This is a genomic window from Pseudolabrys sp. FHR47, from assembly GCF_005153485.1.
Classification (GTDB): Bacteria; Pseudomonadota; Alphaproteobacteria; order Rhizobiales; family Xanthobacteraceae; genus Pseudolabrys.
This window is the reverse complement of the sequence record NZ_CP039740.1, coordinates 1,197,460-1,219,537: the sequence shown is the minus strand read 5'-3', so window position 1 is coordinate 1,219,537 and position 22,078 is coordinate 1,197,460. Positions and strand designations below refer to the sequence as shown.

24 protein-coding genes are annotated in these 22,078 nt (G+C 64.0%); 3 read left to right on the top strand and 21 right to left on the bottom strand.

The window, feature by feature from the left end; translation table 11 throughout:
- Positions 1–7 precede the first annotated feature (7 nt).
- From E8Q40_RS06030 to E8Q40_RS05990, 9 genes are all read right to left on the bottom strand, one after another.
- Entirely contained in the window at positions 8–3,154 is a 3,147-nt protein-coding gene (locus tag E8Q40_RS06030) for an efflux RND transporter permease subunit (RefSeq protein ID WP_137043524.1), read from the bottom strand.
- A 13-nt stretch (positions 3,155–3,167) separates the two neighbouring features.
- Entirely contained in the window at positions 3,168–4,325 is a 1,158-nt protein-coding gene (locus tag E8Q40_RS06025; protein ID WP_137043523.1) for an efflux RND transporter periplasmic adaptor subunit, read from the bottom strand.
- A 216-nt stretch (positions 4,326–4,541) separates the two neighbouring features.
- The gene (gene pal / locus E8Q40_RS06020; RefSeq protein WP_246663014.1) at positions 4,542–5,039 is read right to left on the bottom strand and encodes a peptidoglycan-associated lipoprotein Pal; all 498 of its coding nucleotides are present in this window, start codon (positions 5,037–5,039) and stop codon (positions 4,542–4,544) included.
- Between the two features lie 267 nt (positions 5,040–5,306).
- The gene (gene tolB, locus E8Q40_RS06015; RefSeq protein ID WP_246663013.1) at positions 5,307–6,662 is read right to left on the bottom strand and encodes a Tol-Pal system beta propeller repeat protein TolB; all 1,356 of its coding nucleotides are present in this window, start codon (positions 6,660–6,662) and stop codon (positions 5,307–5,309) included.
- Between the two features lie 38 nt (positions 6,663–6,700).
- The gene (locus E8Q40_RS06010) at positions 6,701–7,618 is read right to left on the bottom strand and encodes a cell envelope integrity protein TolA (protein WP_137043522.1); all 918 of its coding nucleotides are present in this window, start codon (positions 7,616–7,618) and stop codon (positions 6,701–6,703) included.
- A gap of 2 nt (positions 7,619–7,620) precedes the next feature.
- The gene (gene tolR, locus E8Q40_RS06005) at positions 7,621–8,076 is read right to left on the bottom strand and encodes a protein TolR (protein ID WP_137043521.1); all 456 of its coding nucleotides are present in this window, start codon (positions 8,074–8,076) and stop codon (positions 7,621–7,623) included.
- 61 nt (positions 8,077–8,137) lie between these two features.
- Positions 8,138–8,860: a protein TolQ gene (tolQ, locus tag E8Q40_RS06000; protein ID WP_137043520.1), complete on the bottom strand. Its 723-nt coding sequence runs from the start codon at positions 8,858–8,860 to the stop codon at positions 8,138–8,140.
- A 392-nt stretch (positions 8,861–9,252) separates the two neighbouring features.
- Positions 9,253–9,693, bottom strand: a complete 441-nt coding sequence (locus E8Q40_RS05995) for a DUF2852 domain-containing protein (RefSeq protein WP_137043519.1) — start codon at positions 9,691–9,693, stop codon at positions 9,253–9,255.
- A gap of 885 nt (positions 9,694–10,578) precedes the next feature.
- Positions 10,579–11,028, bottom strand: coding sequence for a helix-turn-helix domain-containing protein (locus E8Q40_RS05990; RefSeq protein WP_137043518.1), 450 nt, complete (start codon positions 11,026–11,028; stop codon positions 10,579–10,581).
- A 123-nt stretch (positions 11,029–11,151) separates the two neighbouring features.
- Here E8Q40_RS05990 and E8Q40_RS05985 point away from each other — a divergent pair, with 123 nt between their 5' ends.
- Positions 11,152–12,000 carry an SDR family oxidoreductase gene (locus tag E8Q40_RS05985; protein WP_137043517.1) on the top strand — a complete coding sequence of 283 codons (849 nt, stop codon included), beginning with the start codon at positions 11,152–11,154 and terminating at the stop codon, positions 11,998–12,000.
- A gap of 137 nt (positions 12,001–12,137) precedes the next feature.
- On the opposite strand, the gene E8Q40_RS05980 is transcribed toward E8Q40_RS05985, so the two are convergent.
- The 3 genes from E8Q40_RS05980 to E8Q40_RS05970 all read right to left on the bottom strand — a co-directional run bounded on the left by E8Q40_RS05980 (position 12,138) and on the right by E8Q40_RS05970 (position 13,836).
- Positions 12,138–12,803, bottom strand: a complete 666-nt coding sequence (locus tag E8Q40_RS05980) for a TetR/AcrR family transcriptional regulator (protein WP_137043516.1) — start codon at positions 12,801–12,803, stop codon at positions 12,138–12,140.
- A 66-nt stretch (positions 12,804–12,869) separates the two neighbouring features.
- Positions 12,870–13,454: a methylated-DNA--[protein]-cysteine S-methyltransferase gene (locus E8Q40_RS05975; RefSeq protein WP_137043515.1), complete on the bottom strand. Its 585-nt coding sequence runs from the start codon at positions 13,452–13,454 to the stop codon at positions 12,870–12,872.
- Positions 13,455–13,509: 55 nt separating this feature from the next.
- Positions 13,510–13,836, bottom strand: coding sequence for an antibiotic biosynthesis monooxygenase (locus E8Q40_RS05970; protein ID WP_137043514.1), 327 nt, complete (start codon positions 13,834–13,836; stop codon positions 13,510–13,512).
- Positions 13,837–13,915: 79 nt separating this feature from the next.
- Between E8Q40_RS05970 and E8Q40_RS05965 the strand changes: the two genes are divergently transcribed.
- Positions 13,916–14,386 carry a MarR family winged helix-turn-helix transcriptional regulator gene (locus E8Q40_RS05965; RefSeq protein WP_137043513.1) on the top strand — a complete coding sequence of 157 codons (471 nt, stop codon included), beginning with the start codon at positions 13,916–13,918 and terminating at the stop codon, positions 14,384–14,386.
- A 6-nt stretch (positions 14,387–14,392) separates the two neighbouring features.
- Here the strand turns inward: E8Q40_RS05965 and E8Q40_RS05960 are convergent, their stop codons facing one another.
- The 7 genes from E8Q40_RS05960 to ruvC all read right to left on the bottom strand — a co-directional run bounded on the left by E8Q40_RS05960 (position 14,393) and on the right by ruvC (position 18,927).
- On the bottom strand, positions 14,393–14,941 hold the full coding sequence (locus E8Q40_RS05960; protein WP_137046608.1) for a TetR/AcrR family transcriptional regulator: 549 nt from the start codon (positions 14,939–14,941) through the stop codon (positions 14,393–14,395).
- A gap of 145 nt (positions 14,942–15,086) precedes the next feature.
- A complete protein-coding gene (locus E8Q40_RS05955; protein ID WP_137046607.1) occupies positions 15,087–15,554 on the bottom strand; it encodes a nuclear transport factor 2 family protein in 468 nt (155 codons plus the stop codon).
- Between the two features lie 86 nt (positions 15,555–15,640).
- Positions 15,641–16,105 (bottom strand): tol-pal system-associated acyl-CoA thioesterase, encoded by a 465-nt coding sequence (gene ybgC / locus E8Q40_RS05950; protein ID WP_246663012.1) that lies wholly within the window; start codon positions 16,103–16,105, stop codon positions 15,641–15,643.
- Positions 16,106–16,200: 95 nt separating this feature from the next.
- Positions 16,201–17,247 (bottom strand): Holliday junction branch migration DNA helicase RuvB, encoded by a 1,047-nt coding sequence (ruvB, locus tag E8Q40_RS05945; RefSeq protein ID WP_137043511.1) that lies wholly within the window; start codon positions 17,245–17,247, stop codon positions 16,201–16,203.
- The gene (locus tag E8Q40_RS05940; RefSeq protein WP_137043510.1) at positions 17,244–17,666 is read right to left on the bottom strand and encodes a cytidine deaminase; all 423 of its coding nucleotides are present in this window, start codon (positions 17,664–17,666) and stop codon (positions 17,244–17,246) included. The genes ruvB and E8Q40_RS05940 overlap by 4 nt, the downstream gene beginning before the upstream one ends.
- Positions 17,667–17,678: 12 nt before the next feature.
- Positions 17,679–18,296, bottom strand: a complete 618-nt coding sequence (gene ruvA / locus E8Q40_RS05935) for a Holliday junction branch migration protein RuvA (RefSeq protein ID WP_137043509.1) — start codon at positions 18,294–18,296, stop codon at positions 17,679–17,681.
- Positions 18,297–18,417: 121 nt separating this feature from the next.
- Entirely contained in the window at positions 18,418–18,927 is a 510-nt protein-coding gene (gene ruvC, locus E8Q40_RS05930) for a crossover junction endodeoxyribonuclease RuvC (RefSeq protein WP_137043508.1), read from the bottom strand.
- Between the two features lie 110 nt (positions 18,928–19,037).
- On the opposite strand from ruvC, the gene E8Q40_RS05925 reads away from it, so the two are divergent.
- Complete coding sequence (locus tag E8Q40_RS05925) at positions 19,038–19,811, top strand: sulfite exporter TauE/SafE family protein (protein ID WP_137043507.1); 774 nt, start codon at positions 19,038–19,040, stop codon at positions 19,809–19,811.
- Here E8Q40_RS05925 and E8Q40_RS05920 read toward each other — a convergent pair whose 3' ends face one another.
- Both E8Q40_RS05920 and E8Q40_RS05915 read right to left on the bottom strand, forming a co-directional pair.
- A complete protein-coding gene (locus tag E8Q40_RS05920; RefSeq protein WP_137043506.1) occupies positions 19,812–20,558 on the bottom strand; it encodes a YebC/PmpR family DNA-binding transcriptional regulator in 747 nt (248 codons plus the stop codon).
- A 122-nt stretch (positions 20,559–20,680) separates the two neighbouring features.
- Positions 20,681–22,045 (bottom strand): methyltransferase domain-containing protein, encoded by a 1,365-nt coding sequence (locus tag E8Q40_RS05915; protein WP_137043505.1) that lies wholly within the window; start codon positions 22,043–22,045, stop codon positions 20,681–20,683.
- Positions 22,046–22,078 lie beyond the last annotated feature (33 nt).

Genomic DNA, 22,078 nt, shown 5'->3' with positions numbered 1-22,078 from the left:
GCAGGGATTACTCTGCCGGCACCGGTTTCGGCGCGTTTTTGCCGCGCGCCTTCATCCACTCCTCGAAGGCGCGGATGACGACGAAGAACGACGGCACGAACAGCACAGCCAGGCAGGTCGAGGCCAGCATGCCGGTGAACACGGTGATGCCGATCGAGGCTCGCGCATTGGCGCCGGCGCCGGTCGCCAGCACCAGCGGCAGCACGCCGAGGATGAAGGCGAAGGACGTCATCAGGATCGGTCGGAACCGCGCCCGCGCCGCCTCGACGGCGGACTCGAGCAGGCCCTTGCCGCCCTCGCGCAGCTCTCGGCCGAACTCGACAATGAGGATCGCGTTCTTCGCCGAAAGCGCGATCAGGAGCACGATGCCGATCTGGGTATAGAGATTGTTTTCGATGCCGAGCGCGAGCAGCGTGCCCACCGGGCCGATCAGCGAAATCGGTACCGCGAGAATGACCGCCGCCGGCTGGTACCAGCTCTCGTACTGCCCCGCGAGCACCAGATAGACCAGCAGCAGCGCCATGGCGAAGACGAAGTACATCTGATTGCCGACGAGCTTTTCCTGATACGACAGGCCGGTCCATTCCATCACCGTGTTCGGCGGGAAGGATTGCTTGGCGACCTGCTCCATCAGAGTCATGGTCTCGCCCGACGAATGGCCGCGCGCCGGAAGCGTGATCACGGTCGCCGACGGATAGAGATTGTACAGGCTCACCAGCGACGGCCCGCTCACCGGCTTGATGTCGATCAGCGTCGACAGCGGGATCATGCTGCCCTGGTTGTTGCGTACGGAAATATTGTCGAGATCCTGCGTGCGCAGCCGGAACTGGGAATCCGCCTGGGCTACGACCTGGAAGGTACGGCCGAACTGGGTGAACTGGTTGACATAGGCCGAGCCAAGATAACCGCCGAGCGCCGAGAACAACTGGTCGACGGAAACGCCGACGGCCTGGGCCTTCACACGATCGACGTCGACCAGATATTGCGGAACGCTGGCGCGGAACGACGAGATGACCGCCTGGATGTTCGACTGCGAGGCGGCGTTGCCCATCAGGGTGTCGACGATGCTCTGCAATTTGACATAGTCGGTGGAGTTGTCGCGCAGTTCGACCTGCGCCGTCGTGCCGGCGGCATTGCCGATACCCTGGATCGGCGGCGGCGGCAGGACGCGGACACTGGCCTCCTCAATGGCGCCGAGTTCGCGCGACAGCGACTGATACATCGGCAGCAGGCTCAGCGCCTTGCCACGCACGTCCCAGTCCTTGAGGATGATGTAGGCGACCCCGGCCGACGACAGCGCCGAATTATTGTCGAGCGCGGAAATGCCGGCGATGGTCACGACCTTGTCGACGCCGGGATTTTTGCGCGCGATGGCATCGAGCTTGTCCATCACCGCCTGTGTGCGCGGCAACGAGGCGCCGTCCGGCAACTGCACGGTCGCCAGCATATAGCCCTGATCCTCGACCGGGATGAATCCGGTCGGGATGCGCGAGAAGCCGTACATCGTGACGCCGATGGCAATAAGGGCGAACACCGTCACCTTGCCGGCATGGGCGACAAGCCGCGTCATCAGCCGTGCATAGGCGCGCTCGCACTTGTCGTACACCTTGTTGAAGCCGCGATAGAAGATGTTGCGCTGCTCCGGCGGCACGGTCGGTCTGAGCCACAGCGCGCATTGCGTCGGCTTCAGGGTCACGGCGTTGATCGCCGATATCAGCGCGGTGGCGGCGATCACCAGCGCGAATTGCGCGTACATCTGCCCGGTCAGGCCGGGCAGGAACGCCGCCGGCAGGAACACCGACAATAGCACCAAAGTGATGCCGATGATCGGCCCGAGCAGCAGCCGCATTGCTTCGATGGCCGCATCGTGGCCGTTCATGCCGTGATCGATGTTATGCGCCGCGCCCTCGACCACGATGATGGCGTCGTCGACCACAATGCCGATCGCCAGCACGATGGCGAACAGGGTGGCGAAATTCACCGTGAAACCCATCGCCGCCATCGCGGCGAAAGCGCCGATGATGGTCACCGGCACCGTGGTCGCCGGCACCAGCATGGCGCGCCAGTCCTGCAGGAAGATCAGAATGACGATCAGCACCAGGATCGCCGCCTCGATCAGCGTCTTGTACACCTCGTGGATCGAGGCATTGACGAAGACCGTGACGTCGAACGGCACGTCGTATTGCATGCCCTGCGGGAAACTGCCGGCGAGTTCGGCGAGCCGCTTCTTCACGTCGGTTGCCACCGTGAGCGCATTGGCGCCCGGCGTCAGCGAAATGCCGAGACCGGCGGAGGCCTTGTTGTCGACCTTGAAGATGACGCCATAGGTCTGCGCGCCGAGTTCGACCCTGCCGATATCGCGCACACGCGTGATCTCGCCGGTCGGGCCGGTCTTGACGATGACATTGGCGAATTCGGATACCTCGGTCAGGCGGCCGAAGACATTGAGCGTGTACTGGAACGGCACCGTGTCGGGACCGGGCGGCGCGCCGATCTGGCCCGCCGTCACCTGGCTGTTCTGCGACTGCAACGCGCCGACTACGTCGTTGACGTTGAGCCCCCTCGCCTTCATCTTGTTCGGGTCAAGCCAGATGCGCATGGCGTAGTTGCCGGCGCCGAACACGGTCACATTGCCGACGCCCGGTACGCGCGATAGTTCGTCCTTGAGACTGATAGTGGCGTAGTTCGACAAAAACAGGCTGTCATGCTTCGGATCGCTCGACGTCAGCGTCGCGATCTGCAACATCGAGGTCGACTTCTTCTGCACCACGACGCCTTGCGCCTGCACCGCCGATGGCAATTGCGCTTCGGCGCTCGCCACGCGGTTCTGTACCAGCACCTGCGCGAAATTGAGATCGGTGCCGATCTTGAAGGTGACGGTGAGGTTATATGAGCCGTCGGAGGCGGCGTAGGACTGCATGTAGATCATGCCTTCCACGCCGTTGACCTGCTGCTCGATCGGCAGCGCCACGGTGTCGATGACCGTGCGCGCACTGGCACCGGGATAGCGCGTCGTCACCGACACCGTCGGCGGCACGACATCGGGATATTGCGCCACCGGCAACTGAAACAACGCGACGGCGCCGATCACGATCATCAAAATGGCGATGACGTTGGCGAGAACCGGCCGCTCGATGAAGAATTTGGAGATCATCGCCCTGCCCTCGTTACGAGGACTTCGGCGGCGCTGATGCCGTCTGCGGATCGACCTTCTGGCCCGGCACAGCGCGCAGCATGCCGTTGACGATCACGCGATCGCCGGGACCGACGCCCTTGTCGATGACCTGCAAGGTGCCGTCGAGCGGCCCCAGTTCGACGCGGCGCTGTTCAACCACGTCGTCCTTATTGACGACGAGCAGATAGCGGCCGCTCTGGTCGGTACCGAGCGCGGTGTCCGGCACCAGCAGCTCTTCCTGCGGCGGTCCAAGCGGGATGCGCACGCGCACGAACAGGCCGGGCAGCAGGACATGCTTCGGATTATCGAAAATGGCGCGGCCGGCGAGCGTGCCGGTCGATGGATCGACGCTGGGGGCGGCATAATCGAGCGTGCCTTTGTGCGGGAAACCAGTATCGGTCTGCAGCGCAACCTCGACCGGCACCTTCTTCAGTTCGGCGGGCGTGAGGCCGCGTTCGGCGATCATCGCGCGGACGCGAATGGTTTCGCGCTCGCCGATGGTGAAGTTCACGTAGATCGGATCGCTCGAGACGATGGAGGCGAGCGGCGTGCCGTTGCCGGACACGAAAGCGCCGATCGACACCTTGCGCGCGGTGACGATGCCGTCGAATGGCGCGTTGATCTGCGTATAGGCGAGGTCATTCTCGGCAAGCTTGGTCGCGGCGACGGCCTGGTCCAGCGCCGCCTGGGCGCCATCGCGGGTGCCGAGAGCACTGTCGAGCGCGGCCTTCGAGGCCGAACCGCTCGGAACCAGATCGGCCTGCCGTTGATAAGCAGCCTGCGCCGAGATCAATGCCGCCTTGGCATTGTCCTCGCTCGCTTTGGCCTGCTGGACCTTGAGTTCGTAGGGCTTCTGCTCGATGACGAACAGCACCTGACCCTTTTTGACCGCGGCGCCGTCCTCGTACTTGATGTCCTGGACAAACCCGGCAACGCGCGCGACGAGATCGGCCGAATTCACCGCGGCGACATTGCCGGTCGATTCCAGATAACGCGTGACGGGCTTCTTCGTCGGTGCGGCGACAGTCACTTTGGGCGGCGGCGGCGCGACGTATGTATTCTTCTCGCCACAGCCGGCGATCAGCGACAGGATGCCGACAAAAGCGATTGTCGCAGCAAGCTTATGCTTGCGCTTCGCGCCGTGTGCCATTCGAGCCCCCTCGAATTCCAAAGGCGGCCTATGACAGCACCGGCCGCGCGGGGATCATCGCCCGCGCGGGAACCCGTGACAACGGGGATAATGAGGTTGTTGAAGGCTTTGTCGCCGGGGCGTCATAAAGGCAGGGAGCGATCAGCGCAGCCAGAAAAGCGGATGCCCGGCACAGGGGCCGGGCATCACATCATTCGCTGAAGTTAAGCGCTGCGATCAGGCGCCGCCGGCATTGAGCACCGTGACGGCGCGACGGTTCTGCGACCAGCACGAGATGTCGTTACACACCGCGACAGGGCGTTCCTTGCCGTAGGAGATGGTCCGCATGCGGCCGGCATTGATGCCACGCGAGACCAAATAGTCGCGCACCGACTGGGCACGGCGGGCGCCGAGCGCGATGTTGTATTCGCGCGTACCGCGTTCGTCGGCGTGGCCTTCGATGACGAAGGTGTACTGGCTATAGCGCGTCAGCCACTGCGCCTGCTTGTCGAGCGTCTCGCGGCCCGTCTGCGTCAGTTCGGTCTGGTCCGTCTCGAAGAAGACGCGGTCGCCGACATTAACGACGAAATCCTGCTGGCTGCCCGGCGTCGAAGCCGAGCCGGCACCGTTGGCGCCGTCGGTGGCGTTCTGGTTCGCGCAAGCCGAGATGGCCAGGCCCAGAGCAAGCACCGCGGCGAGCCGCATGCCGCGAACGAATTTTCCGATCTCGATCATCCTGATAACTCCGTACTCCGCCGCAGGCGGTGCCCCCCGCCTCGACATCGAACAGCCCGGAAGCAGGGCCGCGCGCTTAAGCCCCACATCTAACCGTGGGGTGGTTAAGCGAACCTTCCATCAACCTAAATGGAACCTTGCGGCGGCCCCTAAACTTCATCCGAACGGCTTAAACCGCCAGCCATGGTTAAAAGCCGGTGAATATGGCGCTCTGACGGCGCCAACGGGATTTGGGCCGGGGTGCGGGCGGAATTGTGCCGGCCAAGCTCAGGACAATAACGGCGACCAGGCAGGGTCCGAGGCCAGCGACGGCGTCGGCACCTTCTGCTCGTTACGGCCGGTAATGTCGATCGTATAGAGCGACGGCCCCTGCCCCGGATCGCGGAAGAACATCAGCACGCGGCCGTTCGGCGCGAAGGTCGGACCTTCGTTGTGGAACCCCGAGGTGAGCAGGCGTTCGCCCTGACCGTCCGGCTTGAGGATGCCGATGGAGAACTGGCCGCGCGACTGGCCGGTGAAGGCGATGTAGTCGCCGCGCGGCGACCACACCGGCGTCGAGTGGCTGCCTTCGCCAAACGAAATGCGCTGCGCCGGGCCGCCGGTCGCGGGCATGACATAGATTTGCGGCGAGCCGCCGCGATCGCTCTCGAAGCAGATGGAGCGGCCGTCCGGCGAATAACACGGCGCGGTGTCGATGGCCGGCGTATCGGTGAGCCGCGTCGTCTGCTTGGAGCGCAGGTCCATGACGAACAAATTGGAGTTCGGGCCCTGCTGCAGGCTCATGATGACGCGCTGGCCGTCCGGCGAGAAGCGCGGCGCGAAGGTCATGCCGGGGAAGTTGCCGACGATCTCGCGCTGGCCGGTTTCGATGTTGAGCAGATAAACGCGCGGATCCGCCTGTCCATAGGACATGTAGGTGATCTCTTGCGTCGTCGGGTTGAAGCGCGGCGTCAGCACCAGATCGTCGCCGCGAGTCAGATAACGCACGCCGGCGCCGTCCTGGTCCATGATGGCGAGCCGCTTGACGCGGCGGTCCTTCGGCCCGGTCTCATCGACGAAAACGACGCGGCTGTCGAAATAGCCCTTCTCGCCGGTGAGGCGCTCATAGATCGCGTCGGAAATGATGTGCGCGATGCGCCGCCAGTTGTCCGGCGTCGTAAAGTATTGCTTGCCGTCGAGTTGCTGGCCGGCGAACACGTCCCACAGGCGGAATTCCGCCTTGAGACGGCCGTCGCCCTGCTTGGTGATGCGCCCGGTGACCAGCGCCTGGGCGTTGAGGACGCGCCAGTCGGGAAAGCGCGGCACGGCGTCCGAATTGGTGATCTTCTCGGTGAAGGCGGCCGGATTGATCGGCGCGAACAGACCGGAGCGCTGAAGATTGCTCGAGATGATGCCGGTGACGTTGCGCGACACGTCGGCATCGGCCGGCGTGCCGGCGACGAAATCGGGCAGCGCGATCGGCATCGCCTGCACGTTGCCTTCGGAGATGATGATACGCGAGCGTTGCGCCTGCGACTGCGCCTGCTGCGCCCAAAGACCGGTCGCGACGGCGCCCGCCGAAAACGCAAGGAAACGTCGGCGCGTCTGCCTGGGCCCGCGGGCGCCCTTCAATGTGGCGGTCAATGTCTTCCCCAAGTCGTTAAAGTGATTTGACGACAATTCTAGCTCCTCGACATGAAACCTGGATCGAAGCCGAGGGGGAGTATGCGCCAGGCCTCATAATTGGATTGCCTGAACATAGTATAGGGCGCGCATTTGAGAATCGCGCGCAAGGCGCTTTCGGCGACGATCTGCATCGGCCCCGGCGGAACCTGAATGTCGATCCTCGGCTGGCTCGCGAGAGACCCGTCGCGGTTGAGCTGGATCGTGATCGGGAGAACAGGCACGCTGTTCGCATCGGCGATCCCCGCAGGCACGTCCCAGCAGCCTTTGATCTTCGCCATGAACAGCGACAGTTCGCTGGCGGAAAGCGTCGAGCTGCTGCCGGTGGCTGTGCCTCTGGAGGCCAGCGAATTGAGCGCGTCACCGGTTTGCGCATGGCGCAGCGGATCGCGCTTGTCGAGCAGCGCCGCGATCTGGTTCGGATTGAACTGCTGCTGCGGCTTCTTCGGCATTGGCGGACGTTTCGGCGGCAGCGGTTGCGACTCGGCTTTGGTCGTCGGCTCCTTGTCATCCTTGATCTTGTCGGCGATCTGGTCGGGCTTCGGCTCCGCTTTCTGCGGTTCGGGCTTGGGCTCCGGCTTCGGCGGCTCGGGTTTGGGCTCCGGCTGCGGCGGCGCGGCCTCCTTGTTGTCGGCGACCTCGCGCTTTTCGGTGATCTTGGGCTTGAGATCGTCGGCCGGCGTAGGCGGCGGTTGTTTCGAAACCTTTTCGACAACGGGCTTCGGTTGCTCCTCGACCTTCGGCGCATCTTTCACGCCCTTGGTCATCTGGGAGAATTCGCTGATGTTGACGAGGTCGATCGGCATCGCCTCGACATGGGTCGACTCAAAAGCCTTGCCATTGAAAGACAGCGTCGCCCAGCCCAGCACAGCGATGTGCAGGGCGGTCGAGATCATCGATGCCGTCTTCATCTGCATATTTATTTTTTGCCGCCCTGCTCAAACTCGGTCACCAGCGCGACACGGGTGAAACCCGCGCCCGACAGGCGACCCATGACGGCCATCATCGCCCCGTAGTTCACGTTCTTGTCGCCGCGCACATAGACGCGCGATTCCTTACCGCCGCGCGCCTGCGCCACGGCTTCGAGTTTCGGCACCAGCTTTTCGAGTTCGATTTCCTCGTTCTGGAGGAAAACCTTGCCCTTGTCGTTGACCGACAGAGTAAGGGGCTCCTTGTCCTGGTCGAGGCTCTTGGCCTGCGACTGCGGCAGATCGATCGGCACGCCAACGGTCAGGAGCGGCGCCGACACCATGAAGATGATCAGCAGCACCAGCATGACGTCGACCATCGGCGTGACGTTGATTTCCGCCATCACCGAGCGACGGCGGCGACGACCCTTTCCGGCCACCGGCGTTCCCGCATTCGCTGCTGCCATTCGCCTCGTCCCTCAAGTTTCGGATCGCGGCCCCGCCCGCGACGCCGCCCCGGTATCCGGCTCAGCCCGCCCCGCGTTCGTCGATCTGGCGCGACAGGATGGCGGAGAATTCGTCGGCGAAGCCTTCGAGCTGCTGCGCCTGTTTATTCACTTCGGCCGCAAACTTATTGTAGAAAATCGTCGCCGGTATGGCGGCGATGAGGCCGACCGCGGTCGCAAAGAGCGCCTCCGCGATGCCCGGGGCCACCACGGCGAGCGACGTATTTTTCGACGCGGCGATCGACTGGAAGCTGGTCATGATGCCCCAGACGGTGCCGAACAGGCCGACGAACGGACCGGCCGAGCCGACCGTCGCCAGCACCAGAAGCCGCTTTTCCAGACGCTCGATTTCGCGCGCGATCGTCACCTGCATCACCTTGTCGAGACGCGTCTGCAGGCCGGCGAAGGAACGTTGCTGGCCGGAGAAGCTGCGCTTCCACTCCTGCATCGCGGCGACGAACAAGGCGGCCATCGAGTTGGTCGGCTTGGCGGCGTGGGTGCGATAAAGCTCCTCGAGCGACTGGCCGGACCAGAACTGGGACTCGAAGTTGCGCATGGCGCGCGCGTTGCGCGTGTACAGCACCCACTTGTCGATGGCGATCGCCCAAACCCAGACCGAGCAGGCGAGCAGGCCGACCATCACGAACTTCACGACCCAGTGGGCGTGCCAGAACAGGGTCCACAGCGACAGGTCTGAAGCGACGATGGTCGGTAGCGATTGCTGTGCCAGATCGGCAGGATTCATAAGGCACGTCCTTTTCGTGGCGCCGGCCTTGTCGACAAGGCCCGCACCGCGGGTGTTCGAAATTCCATTGGCTTGGGCTCGGCAGGCGGAATCCCTGCCAAACTTGGCCAAATGAGGGCGCCGAGCCCGCTAAAATACGGGCTTTTGCTGGCCTTTATGTCCCCCCACACAGCGCTTTTATCGTAAAGGATTCGTTACGAGCACAATCCCGAAAAGTGGAGCCGATTTTCGGAAAGATCATGGTCGACGGCAAAAACCGTATGACATTTGGAACGCGATCAATCGCCTTCGCCTAAAGGCGGAAGACGGGCCCTGAGACAAAAAAGAGAAAGCCGCCCGCCTCGGGGAGAGAGCGGACGGCCTGGCTCGCGCAGAAGGGTCAGGGGGGCTGCTTAATTCTGCGTCGGGCTTTCCGGCGCCGGGCGGTTGCGCCGCTCAGCCATGAAGGCGTCGAACTCGGTCTTGTCCTTGGCGAAGCGCAGACGCTCCAGGAAGGCCTTGAATTCGCGCTGCTCTTCTTCCAGGCGACGCAAAGTGTCGTTGCGGTATTCATCGAAGGCCGAGTTGCCGCTCGACGGCGCACCGAAGGGTGAGCCGCCGCCGAAACCGGGACCACCGCTCATCTTCGAGCGCATCCAGTCCATCTTCGACTGGAGACGATCCATCTTGTGCTGCCAGCGATCGTGGCCGCGATATCCGCATCCCATTCTTCCGCTCCCGATTGTGAAGGCCAAAGTTGCGAGACCGATCGGCCACCAGACGATGAACCCGAGTACGGTCAGGGCAATCCAGGCGGGCTTGCCGAATTCGTCGAGCTTGGCGGTGATGGGCATGGCGGCCTCTCCGGTCTCCGTGTGAATGTAAATAACATTTACATGAGTAAGAGCGCCGAAGCGGAATGTCAACACCCTTCACATCGAAATCTCAGTTGGGGACGGTTCGCCCCGATGCGAGAGGCTGCGGCGGTTTGACCGGATTAATTATTCGGCCGGCCAGGACTTCTCACTCACTGGAGCGGCGTAAAAGGAGCCTAGGCATACGTCATCGCCCGCATTGTTTGGTCGGCCCCGGGCAGGCCGCAGTCCCGAATTCCCATTCCATCCCGGATTTCGCTTTCGCTCATCCGGGCTACACGCTCTCGATAAAACGAGGGCGCGCGGAACGCCGGGGCCCGAACGACCCCGCAGCTCTGTGCACGGTGTTTGTAGAAAGTGCACAGACGTCGTCACCACGGAATTGCCGAGCCTTTGGCGTTCCGCGCGCGGTGTTTATAGGTTTGCTCCGCAGGGCCCCCGGTGGACTCACGACCTTTCAGGCGGGCCCTTCTTACGTCGGGGCAGCCTATCCACCGCTGTGGGATTTCTTCAGGACGTAAGGCAACCTCCCGTCACCCCACGCCCAGTTACACTCCCCGTTGCGCGCGGTTTAGCGCGCCAGGACCGATGCGGCTTGGACCGCCGGGAGGGGAAACTGCGCCGCATCTCCGACGCCCCGTCCCGGCCACCGCTCCCCGCCCCAGCATCTGAAGATGCTGTACAGACACCCCTCGCTAGATGGGGCGGAATGGATGGGAATATAGGGCTAGGCAAACGGCAGAGTCAATAGTCCTAGGAATATTATTTTGACCGGCGGGGGCGGCAGCCTCTCTCACCCTCCCCATAGCCCGTCGAAGACGGGCGTAAACGCCCTTATGAGGGGGAGGGTGAAGACTACCCTCGTCAGAGGGCCTGGCCGTCTCGATTGTCGGCGTCGACCGCCCCCGTCCTCTCCGCTTTCGCCCAGTGCCTGGCGATCCGCGGCAGGCTGACTTCGATCCAGTCGGCCAGCACCCTCACCTTCTCCGCTGCCTCGCGGCCGAGCGGCGTCAGGCTGTACTCCACATGCGGCGGCACGACCTGGTAAGCAACGCGCGCGACCATGCCATCCTGCTCCAGATGCTGCAGCGTTTGCGCCAGCATGCGCTCGCTCACCCCGCCGACCGCCCGGCGCAGCTCGCTGAACCGATGCATCCGGCGCTCGAGCACGATCAGAACCAGCACGCCCCAGCGGCTTGTTAGATGCTTCAGGACCTCGCGCGACGGACAAGCGGCCGCGAGAAGATTGCCGCGGGCGAGCTTCTCGGACAGCGGAACCCCGAGGTTCTCAAGGGAAATTTCCTGCGATGACATAGGCTTAGACTCCTTCAGGCCGACGCAAAACTTTCTTCATGCTTACAGAAATGTAGGTACTTACTGAAAGTAATCAAGCGGTTTATGTCGATGGTCATCGAAATCACCCACTGGAGTTCTCGCATGACCATCGGAATTACCGGCGCCACCGGTCAGCTCGGCCGTCTCGTCGTCGCCCAGCTCAAAGCCAAAATCCCGGCCGGCGACATCGTCGCCCTCGTCCGCACACCGGCCAAAGCCGCCGACCTTGGCATCGCCGCGCGCGAAGCCGACTACACCAAGCCCGCCACGCTCGACGCCGCGCTCAAAGGCATCGACACCTTGCTGCTGATTTCGTCGAGCGAACTCGGCCAGCGCGAGGCGCAGCACAAGGCGATTATCGAGGCCGCCAAGAAGACCGGCGTGAAGCGCATCGTCTACACAAGCATCCTGCACGCCGACACATCCGGGATCGATCTCGCCGCCGAACATCGCGCGACCGAAGCCGCGATCAAAGCATCCGGCATTCCGTACACCTTCCTGCGCAACGGCTGGTACACCGAGAATTACGCCGCCGGCATCCAGGGCGCGGTGGCCGGTGCCGCGCTCTATGGCGCAGCCGGCAACGGCAAAATCGCCTCGGCGGCGCGCGCCGATTATGCGGCAGCGGCGGTCGCCGTACTCACGACCTCGGGTCATGACGGCAAGATCTATGAACTGGCCGGCGACAATGCTTTCACGCTTGCCGAACTGGCCGCGGAAATTTCGAAGCAGACCGGCAAGACGATTCCGTACACGAATCTCAGCGTCGCCGATTACGCCAAGGGCCTTGCGAGCCACGGCGTGCCGGAAGCATTCGCGGCCATGATCGCCGGCTGGGAAGTACCGATTTCGCAGGGCGCGCTGTTCGACGACAGCAAGGCCTTGTCGAAGCTGACGGGCAAGCCGACCACGCCGCTGGCCCAAGCGGTGAAGGCGATCCTGAAGGGCTAGTCACCCTGCGTCATTCTCCGTTCGTCCCCGCGAAAGCGGGGACCCAGAAGCCAGGCAATCACACGCTGTAGCTTCTGGATTCCCGCTTGCGCGGGAATGAACGGAGTTTGATGCACGCCCAGCGCAATAAACAGCTCTCAAGCCGGCAGGCCGAGGCCGCGCAGATAAACCAGAACGGCCGCCTCGAGCAGTTCGTCCGGCGCCATCGGCAGCGTTCGGCGCGCGCGATCGCCGCGCCCGAACAGCGAGGCAATGCCGTGTGTCATCGACCAGATGTGCAGCGCCACCATTAGGGCAGGCGGCCTCTGGCCCGCCGGCATCGACGCGACCAGCCGCTCCGCCGCCTTACGCAACACTGCAAATGCGCTCTCGCTCGCAACCCGCAACTGCGGATCGCTGTCGCTCGGCACCCCGGCTTCAAACATCGCCGAGTAATAGGCCGGCATGTCCCGCGCGAAATCGAGATAGGCTTTGCCAAGCCGGTTGAACGCCGTCTTCGGATCGGGCCTGCCGTCGTCCCAGGCCTTGTCGAGCGCGGCCGTGAACAGTTCAAAGCCGCGGCGCGCCACGTCGCCGATCAATTCCTCGCGGCTCTTGAAATGACGATAGGGCGCCGCCGGCGACACGCCGGCCCAGCGCGCCGCGTCGGCAAAGGTGAAACCAGCCGGTCCCTTCTCGGCGATCAGCTCCAGCGCAGCGCGGACCAGCGCCTCTTTCAGATTGCCATGGTGATAACCGCGCGCACCCTCGCCGGAAGTTCCAGGGCCAGAATTGCCGTCGCGATCGTGCTTGGTCCATCTCATGCGCGGGAAGCCTTCATGTGAAGGGGCTTTACATGAGTCAGGCGAGGAAAGCGAGCGGAACCCGCGTCAGCGCCCGCGCGGCGCGACCGCGAGCGGCAGTTCCTCGAATAAAGTCGGCCCGCCGGGCTGCGCGCCTTCGATCGTCAGCAACTTGAGCTTGGTGACGACGCCGCCGGGCGCGGAGAAACCGCCGGTCTTCGCCCCCGTGCGGTCGGCTGCCGCCATCACCCGATGGCACGGCATGACGACGGGACACGGATTCTGCCCCATGGCCTGTCCGACGGCGCGGGCGAGCGTCTTGTCGCCGAGACGTTCGGCGACTTCGCCATAGGTCAAGGTCTCGCCGGGCGGAATCTGGCGCACGACCTTATAGACACGCGCGTTGAACTCCGGCGTTTCGCTGTCGTCGATGACGATATCGGAGAGGTCACGCTTCTCGCCGTTGAGCAGCGCGACGATGCCGGCGATGGCCTGCCGCGCGCCGGCGTCGGGCGCGCGTTCGAGGGCCGCGGGGAAACGCTTGCGCATCCGCGCCCGCGTTGCGCTTTCGCTCGCCTCCGGCAACTGCACGCCGATCAAGCCGTGCGCATGCCAAGCGATAGCGCAAGTGCCGATGGCTGTCTCGAACAGGGTGAAGGCTTGTTCGCTCATGGGACTAAGATGGCGTCGCGGGAGGCAATCCGCCACCCGTTTTCTAGCGCCATCCTCAGGCGAAAGCGCCGTAATTGGCGATGTCGGCAGTGACACCGAGACGCGAAATGACCTCTTGCGGATTGAAATTCATCTCCTTGTAGCGCGCCGTCACCGCCGCCGTGGCATTCTCCAGCGCCTGCGCGTCCTGCCACTCAACAAAAGTAACGACGTTGAATGCACCCGGACCACCGACCTGCTCGAGCACGAGGTTCTGCCGGCAGCCCGGCATCGCCTGCAGCATGTCCTTGATCATGGCCACGCGGCCCATGAATTCGTCGCGGGCGGCAGCCGGCACGATGAACTTGTCGACACGATAAACGGAATGCGATGGGGCGGGCATGAATGAACTCCACAGAATTGGCGCAAGGCCGCGACCGGCCTATTTGACTATATATAGTCAAATAGGATATTCATTGTCAATGACCGATCGACAGCGCCATGCCGCCGGCTCCGCCGTGAGCCTCCTGATCCTCGACGTGTTCCGTCTCAACGGCCGGCTGCTCGCCGAAGGCGACCGGCTGGTGGCCGACCTCGGCCTCACCAGCGCACGCTGGCAGGTGCTCGGCGCCATTGCGCTGGCGCCGACGCCGCAACCGGTCGCCTGGATCGCGCGCAGCATGGGTCTGTATCGTCAGGGCGTGCAGCGCATCGCCAACGAGCTGGCCGAGGAAGGCTTTGTCGCCTTCGCCGACAATCCTCATCACCGCCGCGCCAAGCTCGTGACGCTGACGGCCAAAGGCCGTTCGGCCTGCGTCACCGCCGACCGCCTGCAGAAGCCGTGGGTCAATGCATTGGGCAAAGGTCTGAGCGCCGGCGATCTGGCGACGACGCGGCGGGTGCTGACGATCTTGCGTGAACGACTGGATGAGACGGCGCCGGCCGAGGCGTAAGTGCCACTAGCGGCTGGCCGCGCGTCGCTTCAGTCTTGTAAGCGAGCGACTGAACAGCTTTGGATCGTCGGCGGCGCGCGCCAGCACCAGCGCACCCTGAATGCCGGCGAGAATGTCCTCGGACAATTCCATCGCCTCGGCGCGCGGGTGCCCCGCCCGCCGCAACGCCCCGGCAAGCGCCTCGCGCCAGCGGTCGAAATAGCCCTGCACGGCATCGGCGAATTCGTCGCGCGCGGCGCCAAGCGCGAACACGCCGACCAGACAGACGCGCCGACCCGAACGGAAATAATCGTCGGTCGCCTTGAACATATGCGCGATGCCGGCTTTCGCATCCTCCCTGTCGCGCAAGGGCGCGAACACCTCGCGCTCGAACCACTGGTCAATCTCGGCCAGCACTTCTTTCGCCATCTGCGCCTTGCCACCGGGGAACAGATGATAAAGGCTGCCTTTGCCCAAGCCCGTCGCCGCCGTAATCAGCGTCAGGCTGGCGCCTTCATAGCCATAGGTGCGGAACACCTCGCCGAGCTTCGGCAGCAAGGCCGCGCGGGGGGAGATTGCGACGTTCTTCTTGGCGAAAGATTTTCCCACGCCGCAACAACCTCCGTTCATTCCCGCGCAAGCGGGAATCCAGATCTTCTTGAAGACACCGAATGCTTGACTCCTGGGTCCCCGCTTTCGCGGGGACGAACGGGGAATGATCTCAGAACGGTTCTCCCGACAGGCCTGGCACATCGGCGGGACGCGGTCCCGGCGCCGGCCACAGGAAGCGGCGGTCGCTTTCCGCGATGTCGATGTCGTTGATGCTGGCCTCGCGCCGCATCATCAGGCCGGCGTCATCGAACTCCCATTGCTCATTGCCGTAGGAGCGGTGCCACTGACCGTTCGCGTCGTGCCACTCGTACTGGAAGCGCACGGCGATGCGGTTTTCATGGAACGCCCACAGATCCTTGATCAGGCGATAGTCGTTCTCCTTCGCCCATTTGCGCGTGAGGAATTCGACAATGGCGGCGCGGCCAGAAAAGAACTCGCCGCGATTGCGCCAGGTCGAGTTCTCCGTATAGGCAAGCGACACGCGCTGCGGATCGCGGCTGTTCCAGGCATCTTCCGCCATGCGCACTTTCTGGTGGGCGGTCTCGAGGGTAAACGGCGGAAAAGGCGGACGCGACATGGCCAAATTCGACATGGCAAGACTCCGAATGAACAAACCGGCGCCTTCGCCTGTACCGATCGGTACAAAGACTTGTCAAGCGGCGTTTAGCCCGCCCCGCCGGCTTCCTGGTCCGCCTTCATGGCGATGCGCAAAGGCTTCGGGATGGGCCTGGCCCGGCCGCCGGAGACGAAGGCGACCTGCACATCGGCCTCGACCAGCAATTCGTCGCCGCGTTTGACCTGCTGATGCAGAGTGATCGAGGCGCCCTTGACCTCCTTCGGCCGCGTATAGAGATCGAGCAGGTCGTCCATCTTGGCGGGCCGCTTGAAGTCGATCTTCATCTGCCGCACGACGAAGGCAAAGCCTGGCGCCTCCTTCTCGGTTTCCTCGAACAAGGCGCGGTGATCGGCGCCGAGCAGGCGCAGATAATTGGTCCGGCCGCGCTCCATGAAACGCAGATAGCTGGCGTGATAGACGACGCCGGAGAAATCCGTGTCCTCGTAATAGACGCGGATCTGCTGGTGATGCAGGCCGTCGGTGACAGCGCCGTCGAGGGGATTGGGAGCCACGATATTCTCCGTCGTTATGCCGGGCATCCACGTCTTGCTGAACGAACGATTAGAAGACGTGGATGGCCGGGACAAGCCCGGCCATGACGAAGGGGTTATTCGTCCTCATCCCCTGCAAACAACCCGAACTGGCTCGGATCGCGCTTGGGCTCATTCATCCCGAGATGCCTGAACGCCGCGCCGGTGAGCAGCCGGCCGCGCGGGGTGCGCTGGATGAAGCCTTTCTGGATGAGATAAGGCTCGATGATGTCCTCGATGGCATCGCGCGGCTCCGACAGGGCCGCGGCGATGGTTTCGATGCCGACCGGCCCGCCGGCATAGTTCTCGGCGATCATTTTCAAATAGCGCCGGTCCATGGCGTCGAGACCCGAGCCGTCAACTTCGAGCGCGGACAACGCCCTGTCCGCGATGGCGCGATCGACCGCCTTGTCGCCATCGACATGGGCAAAATCGCGCACGCGGCGCAAGAGCCGCCCGGCGATACGCGGCGTACCGCGCGAGCGTTTGGCGATCTCGTTGGCGCCTTCCGGCGTCATCGGCAGGCCGAGCACGCGCGCGCCGCGCGCCACGATGAGTTCGAGTTCGGCCTCGGTATAGAAGTTGAGGCGGATCGGGATGCCGAAGCGGTCGCGCAGCGGATTGGTGAGCAGGCCGGCGCGTGTCGTCGCGCCAACCAAAGTGAATGGCGCCAGATCGATCTTCACCGAACGCGCCGCGGGGCCTTCGCCGATGATGAGATCGAGCTGGAAGTCCTCCATCGCCGGATAGAGGATTTCCTCGACATGCGGATTGAGGCGATGGATCTCGTCGATGAACAGCACGTCGCGCGGCTCGAGATTGGTGAGCAGCGCGGCAAGGTCGCCGGCCTTGGCGATGACCGGGCCGGATGTCGAGCGAAAGTTGACGCCCATCTCGCGCGCCACGATCTGCGCCAAAGTGGTCTTGCCGAGGCCCGGCGGGCCGACGAACAGGACGTGATCGAGTGCCTCGCCCCGCGCTTTCGCCGCCTCGATGAACACCGAGAGATTGGCGCGCGCCTTCTCCTGGCCGACGAACTCGGCGAGCTTCTGCGGCCGCAGCGAGGCATCGACGTCGTCGTCGCGCTTGTCGGCCGTCACGAGGCGCTTCGGCGCGGTGGTCACGTCATCCCCCGGCGGTATTTGTTCGGCAGCAATTCGCCGATGGTGACGACGGTCGGGCCCTGCTTGCCGTTCGGCACGATGACGCGCGCCTTGGCGTCGTAGTCGTGGATGAGTTCGCGACAAGCGCCGCACGGCGACACCACCGCGATCTCGCCCGCCTCGCCCGGTTTGGGATGACGCACGGCGACGATAGTCTCGATGCCCTTATCGCCCTTGTCGGTCAACGCCGTGCCGATCGCCACCGCCTCCGCGCAAACCGCGCCACGACCGACGTAAGCGTCGAGATTGACGCCGACGACCAGCCTTCCGTCGCGCGTGCGCAGCGCCGCGCCGACTTCCTGCCAGTCGTTGCGATAGCGCGACTTGATCGCCTTGGTCGCGGCCTCGATCAGCTCTTTGTCTTTGGCGGTCAGTTTCATGCGATCAGTCTATCACTTTGCCAACTCTTTGAGGCCCTGCCGGATCAGCGCCGCCGTCTCGGCGCCCTCGCCCAGCGCGCGCGATGCCGCGGCGATCGCGGTCGCCGCCTGCGGCTGACCGTAACCGAGATTGACCAGAGCCGACACCGCATCGAGTACCGGTTTCGGCGCGCGCCGCTCATCCACTGCGCCGGCCACCTGCGCGGCACCGAAATCGACATCGGCATAGGCCGGCACTTTATCCTTGAGTTCCGACACGATGCGCTCGGCGACCTTCGGGCCCACACCGGGCGTGCGCGCAACGCTCGCCTTGTCGCGCATGGCGATGGCATTGGCGAGTTCGTTCACCTTGAGCGTCGACAGCACCGACAGCGCCACCTTGGCGCCGACGCCCTGCACCGTCTGCAGCAGACGGAACCATTCGCGCTCGCCGTCGGTCGAAAAGCCGAAGAGCTTGATCTGGTCCTCGCGCACATAGGTTTCAATGGACAAGGTCGCGGCTTCGCCCGGCGCCGGCAGCGCGGTCAGCGTGCGCGCGGCGCAGTGCACCTGATAGCCGACGCCACCCACGTCAAGGATCACGTAGTCCTCGCCGTAGGAGTCGATGATGCCTTTCAGTTTGCCGATCATGAAAGTCTCCCGTCATTCCGGGACGGCCCGCAGGGCCGGGCCCGGAATCCATAATCACAAACGGGGGTTATGGATTCCGGGTTCGCCACTTCGTGGCGCCCCGGAATGACAGAAATTGGGTTCATCTTGCCGCCGCCTTCATCACAACACTCGCCCGGTGATGCGCGTGGCAGATGGCGATGGCGAGGGCGTCGGCAGCATCCTCACTTTGCGGCGCTGCTTTCGGCAGCAGCACGCCGATCATCAACCGGATCTGCGCCTTCTCGGCATGGCCGGCACCGACAACGGTCTTCTTGATCAGGTTTGGCGCGTATTCGGCAATGGCGATGCCGGCGCGCGACGGCACCAGCATGGCGATGCCGCGCGCCTGCCCGAGCTTGAGCGTCGAGGCGGCGTTGCCGTTGACAAAGGTCGCCTCGACCGCCGCTTCCTGCGGCGCATAGCGCTCGATCACCGCCATCAGCCCGTCATGAATGGTGACCAGCCGCGTACCAAGGTCAGCGCGCTCGGAGGTTTCGACGGAACCGCAGGCGATGTGGATCAGGCGATTGCCATCGCTCTCGATGAGCCCCCAGCCGGTGCGGCGGAGGCCGGGATCGATGCCGAGAATGCGAATCGGTTGACGGGCCATACCCCGTTGATAGCCCCCACAAGCGCGCCGAACCAGATGAGCTATGCAGCCGGCAGGGTCGTCCGGCCCGCCACCGCCTGCTAGACAGGCGGCCCTGCCGGGGGTCTGAAATGACTGACTTCATTGTATCGGCCTTCGCCGGGGCCACCGCTGACTCGCGCTTTCCCATTGCGCTGGCCATTTCCATTATCGCCGGGCTGGTGCGCGGCTTCACTGGTTTCGGCTCGGCGCTCATCTACGTGCCGCTCATCTCGGCGCTGTACAGCCCGCCGGTCGCGGCCGGCACCATGGTGCTGGTCGATACGATCGCCAGCCTGCCTTTCGCCGTCCGGGTCTGGCCGCTGGCGACCCGGCGCGAAGTGCTGCCGGTCGCCGCCGGGGGCGCGCTGGCGCTGCCGCTCGGCGTCGCAGCGCTGCTCTATGTCGACGCCCTGATCCTGCGCTGGTTCATCGCGGCGCTGGTGCTGTTCGCGCTCATCGCGCTGATCACCGGCTGGCGCTACCACCGCAAACCGACGCCTGCCATCTCGTTCGGCGTCGGCGCCATGGCCGGGTTCGGTTCCGGCTCTGTGCAGATCGCGGCGCCGCCGCTCCTGGTGTTCTGGCTCGGCGGCCAGAACAACGCCACGACCGTGCGCGCCAACATCATGGTGCTGTTCGCCCTGCAGGGCCTGCTGGGCATTGCCCTTTACGCATACAACGGTCTTTTCGGCGGCGAGGTGCTGGCCCTCTCGCTGGTCATCGGCGTGCCGTTCGTGCTGGCGATGACGCTGGGCGCGCGCTGGTTCCGCGGCACCAGCGACGTGCTCTATCGCCGCATCGCCTACATCATCATCGCGTTCTCGGGGCTGGTCAGCCTGCCGCTGTTCGACGCCTGGCGCTGATCACGCGCTCATCTTCTGCATCAGCGCGTCGGACAATTCGAAATTGGCATAGACGTTCTGCACGTCGTCGCTTTCTTCCAGCGCCTCGACCAGTTTGACGATCTTCTCGCCCGCTTCGTCGTCGACGGCGACTGTGTTCTGCGGCTTCCACACCATGCCTGATTTGCGCGGCTCGCCGAACTTGGCCTCCAGCGCCTTGGTCACCTCGTTGAGGCTCTCGAGCTGGGTGACGATCTGGTGGCCGCTCTCATCGGAAATGACATCCTCGGCGCCGGCCTCGATGGCCGCTTCCAGCATCGCGTCGGCGCTCGCCTTGTCGGTGTCGTACTCGACCACCCCGACATGGTCGAACATGAAGGACACCGCGCCGGTGGTGGCGAGGTTGCCGCCGGCCTTGGTGAAGATCGAGCGCACGTCGCCGGCGGTGCGGTTGGTGTTGTCGGTCAGGGTCTCGACGATGACCGCGACGCCGCCGGGGGCATAGCCCTCGTAGCGTATCTCTTCGTAGTTCTCCTGCTCGGAGCCGGACGCCTTCTTGATGGCGCGCTCGATATTGTCCTTGGGCATGTTCTCGGCACGGGCCGCGAGAATGGCAAGGCGCAGGCGCGGATTGAAGGCCGGGTCCGGCAGGCCGAGCTTGGCCGCCACCGTGATTTCGCGCGCCAGCTTGCCAAACACCTTGGAGCGGACTTTGTCCTGCTTCCCCTTGCGGTGCATGATGTTTTTGAATTGGGAATGACCAGCCATGGCTCTTGATCGCGCGTTCTGAGGGTTTGATGGGTGCGGCTATATAATCCGGGCGGCGGGGAAAATAAACTCCCACTCCGTCACCCTGAGAAGCGAGCGTAGCGAGCCTCGACGGGTGACGGTCAGCCCGCCACCGCCACATTCCTCAGCATGGCCGCGACCCGGGTCCGCATCTCGGCGACATTGGCGTGGACGCGGGCCTTGTAGCGGGCGACCGCGTCGCCATCGACCATGAAGAACTCGCGCTCGGGATAGCTGCGGCCGAACACGTCAACCAGCATCGAGCGGAACTTGCCGGAAACGATGCCCGGCATCTGGCCCGAGGCTTCCTCGGCATAAGCCACGTATTCGGCCGAGGTCAGCGCACACAGCAAGGGATGCAGCCGCGCCGAATAGACCTTGCGGTGGCGCTGGATCATCTCGATGGTGCGGTCGAGCGGAATTTCGGCGCCGATATTGGCACCGATTTGCAATGGCTCGTCGAGCATGGAACGGGTCAGCGGAAACTGTCCGATGGTCCAGTCGCCGAGATGCACGGCATTGGAGCGGCCGCGGCCATACAGCATCACATCGTCGGCATAAGGCGCGTACCAGACATCGAGCCGGTCGATGACGCGATCGATCATCGGTCGCGGTATCAATTCGCGATACGCAGTACCGAAGATCCCGATGGCGGATTTCGCGCGCGCCAGGATGCGCAGGATGTCGTCGCCGATCAGCGGCTGGAACATCGCATTGCCGACGCCGATGATGACCAGATCGTAGCTCTCGCGCGCGGTGGCGAGGCTCTCGCGCAGGCCGGTGAAGGTCATGTGATGAATGCGCGCCTCGCCCGGCAGCAGGTTGTTGATCATCTGCACGCCGAGACGGTCGCCGAAATTGGAGGCGTCGCTTTCCGAGATCACCGCGACGTCACAGGCAGCCACCGCCGCCAGGCGCCCCGTCGGCGTCAGGCGGAACATCATTTCGGTGTCGCAGACCGGCGCCGTGCATTCGATGCGGAAGCCGTAGCGGTCGAACAGTCGGATGAGTTCGGCATAGCCCATGTGGTTGGCGAAACCACGCGCTGCGCGCGCTTCGCCACCAACGAGATCGGTGGGGCAATAGCTGACGATCGCGTCCTGCTTGCAGAAGCGCAGATGCGTGAACAGGCTGTCGAGATCGGCGACATGCTCGAGCACACCGAGCATCAGGATCAAGTCGGTTTCGGTCGCCGCCTTTGTCGGAAACTCGGCGCCGGTGAGATTGTGGATCAGCGAACCCTTGCCGTGCGCGAGATGATCGACCGCCTCATAAGTGCAGCCGAACGGCACCAGGTCGCGCAAGGTCTCGCCGCCGCCGTGGCCGAGATCGAGAATGCGAGCGCCGGCCGGGATGAATTGCGCGGCAAGCTGCGCGCGCGGATCGGGCTGTGAACGCGCATCCACCCGCCGCGCTTCGTCGTGCACGAGCCTGAGCGCGAGATTTGCGTTGACGTGAAGCGCCATGATGTCCGAGAGGACATCAACGTGGTTAACGAA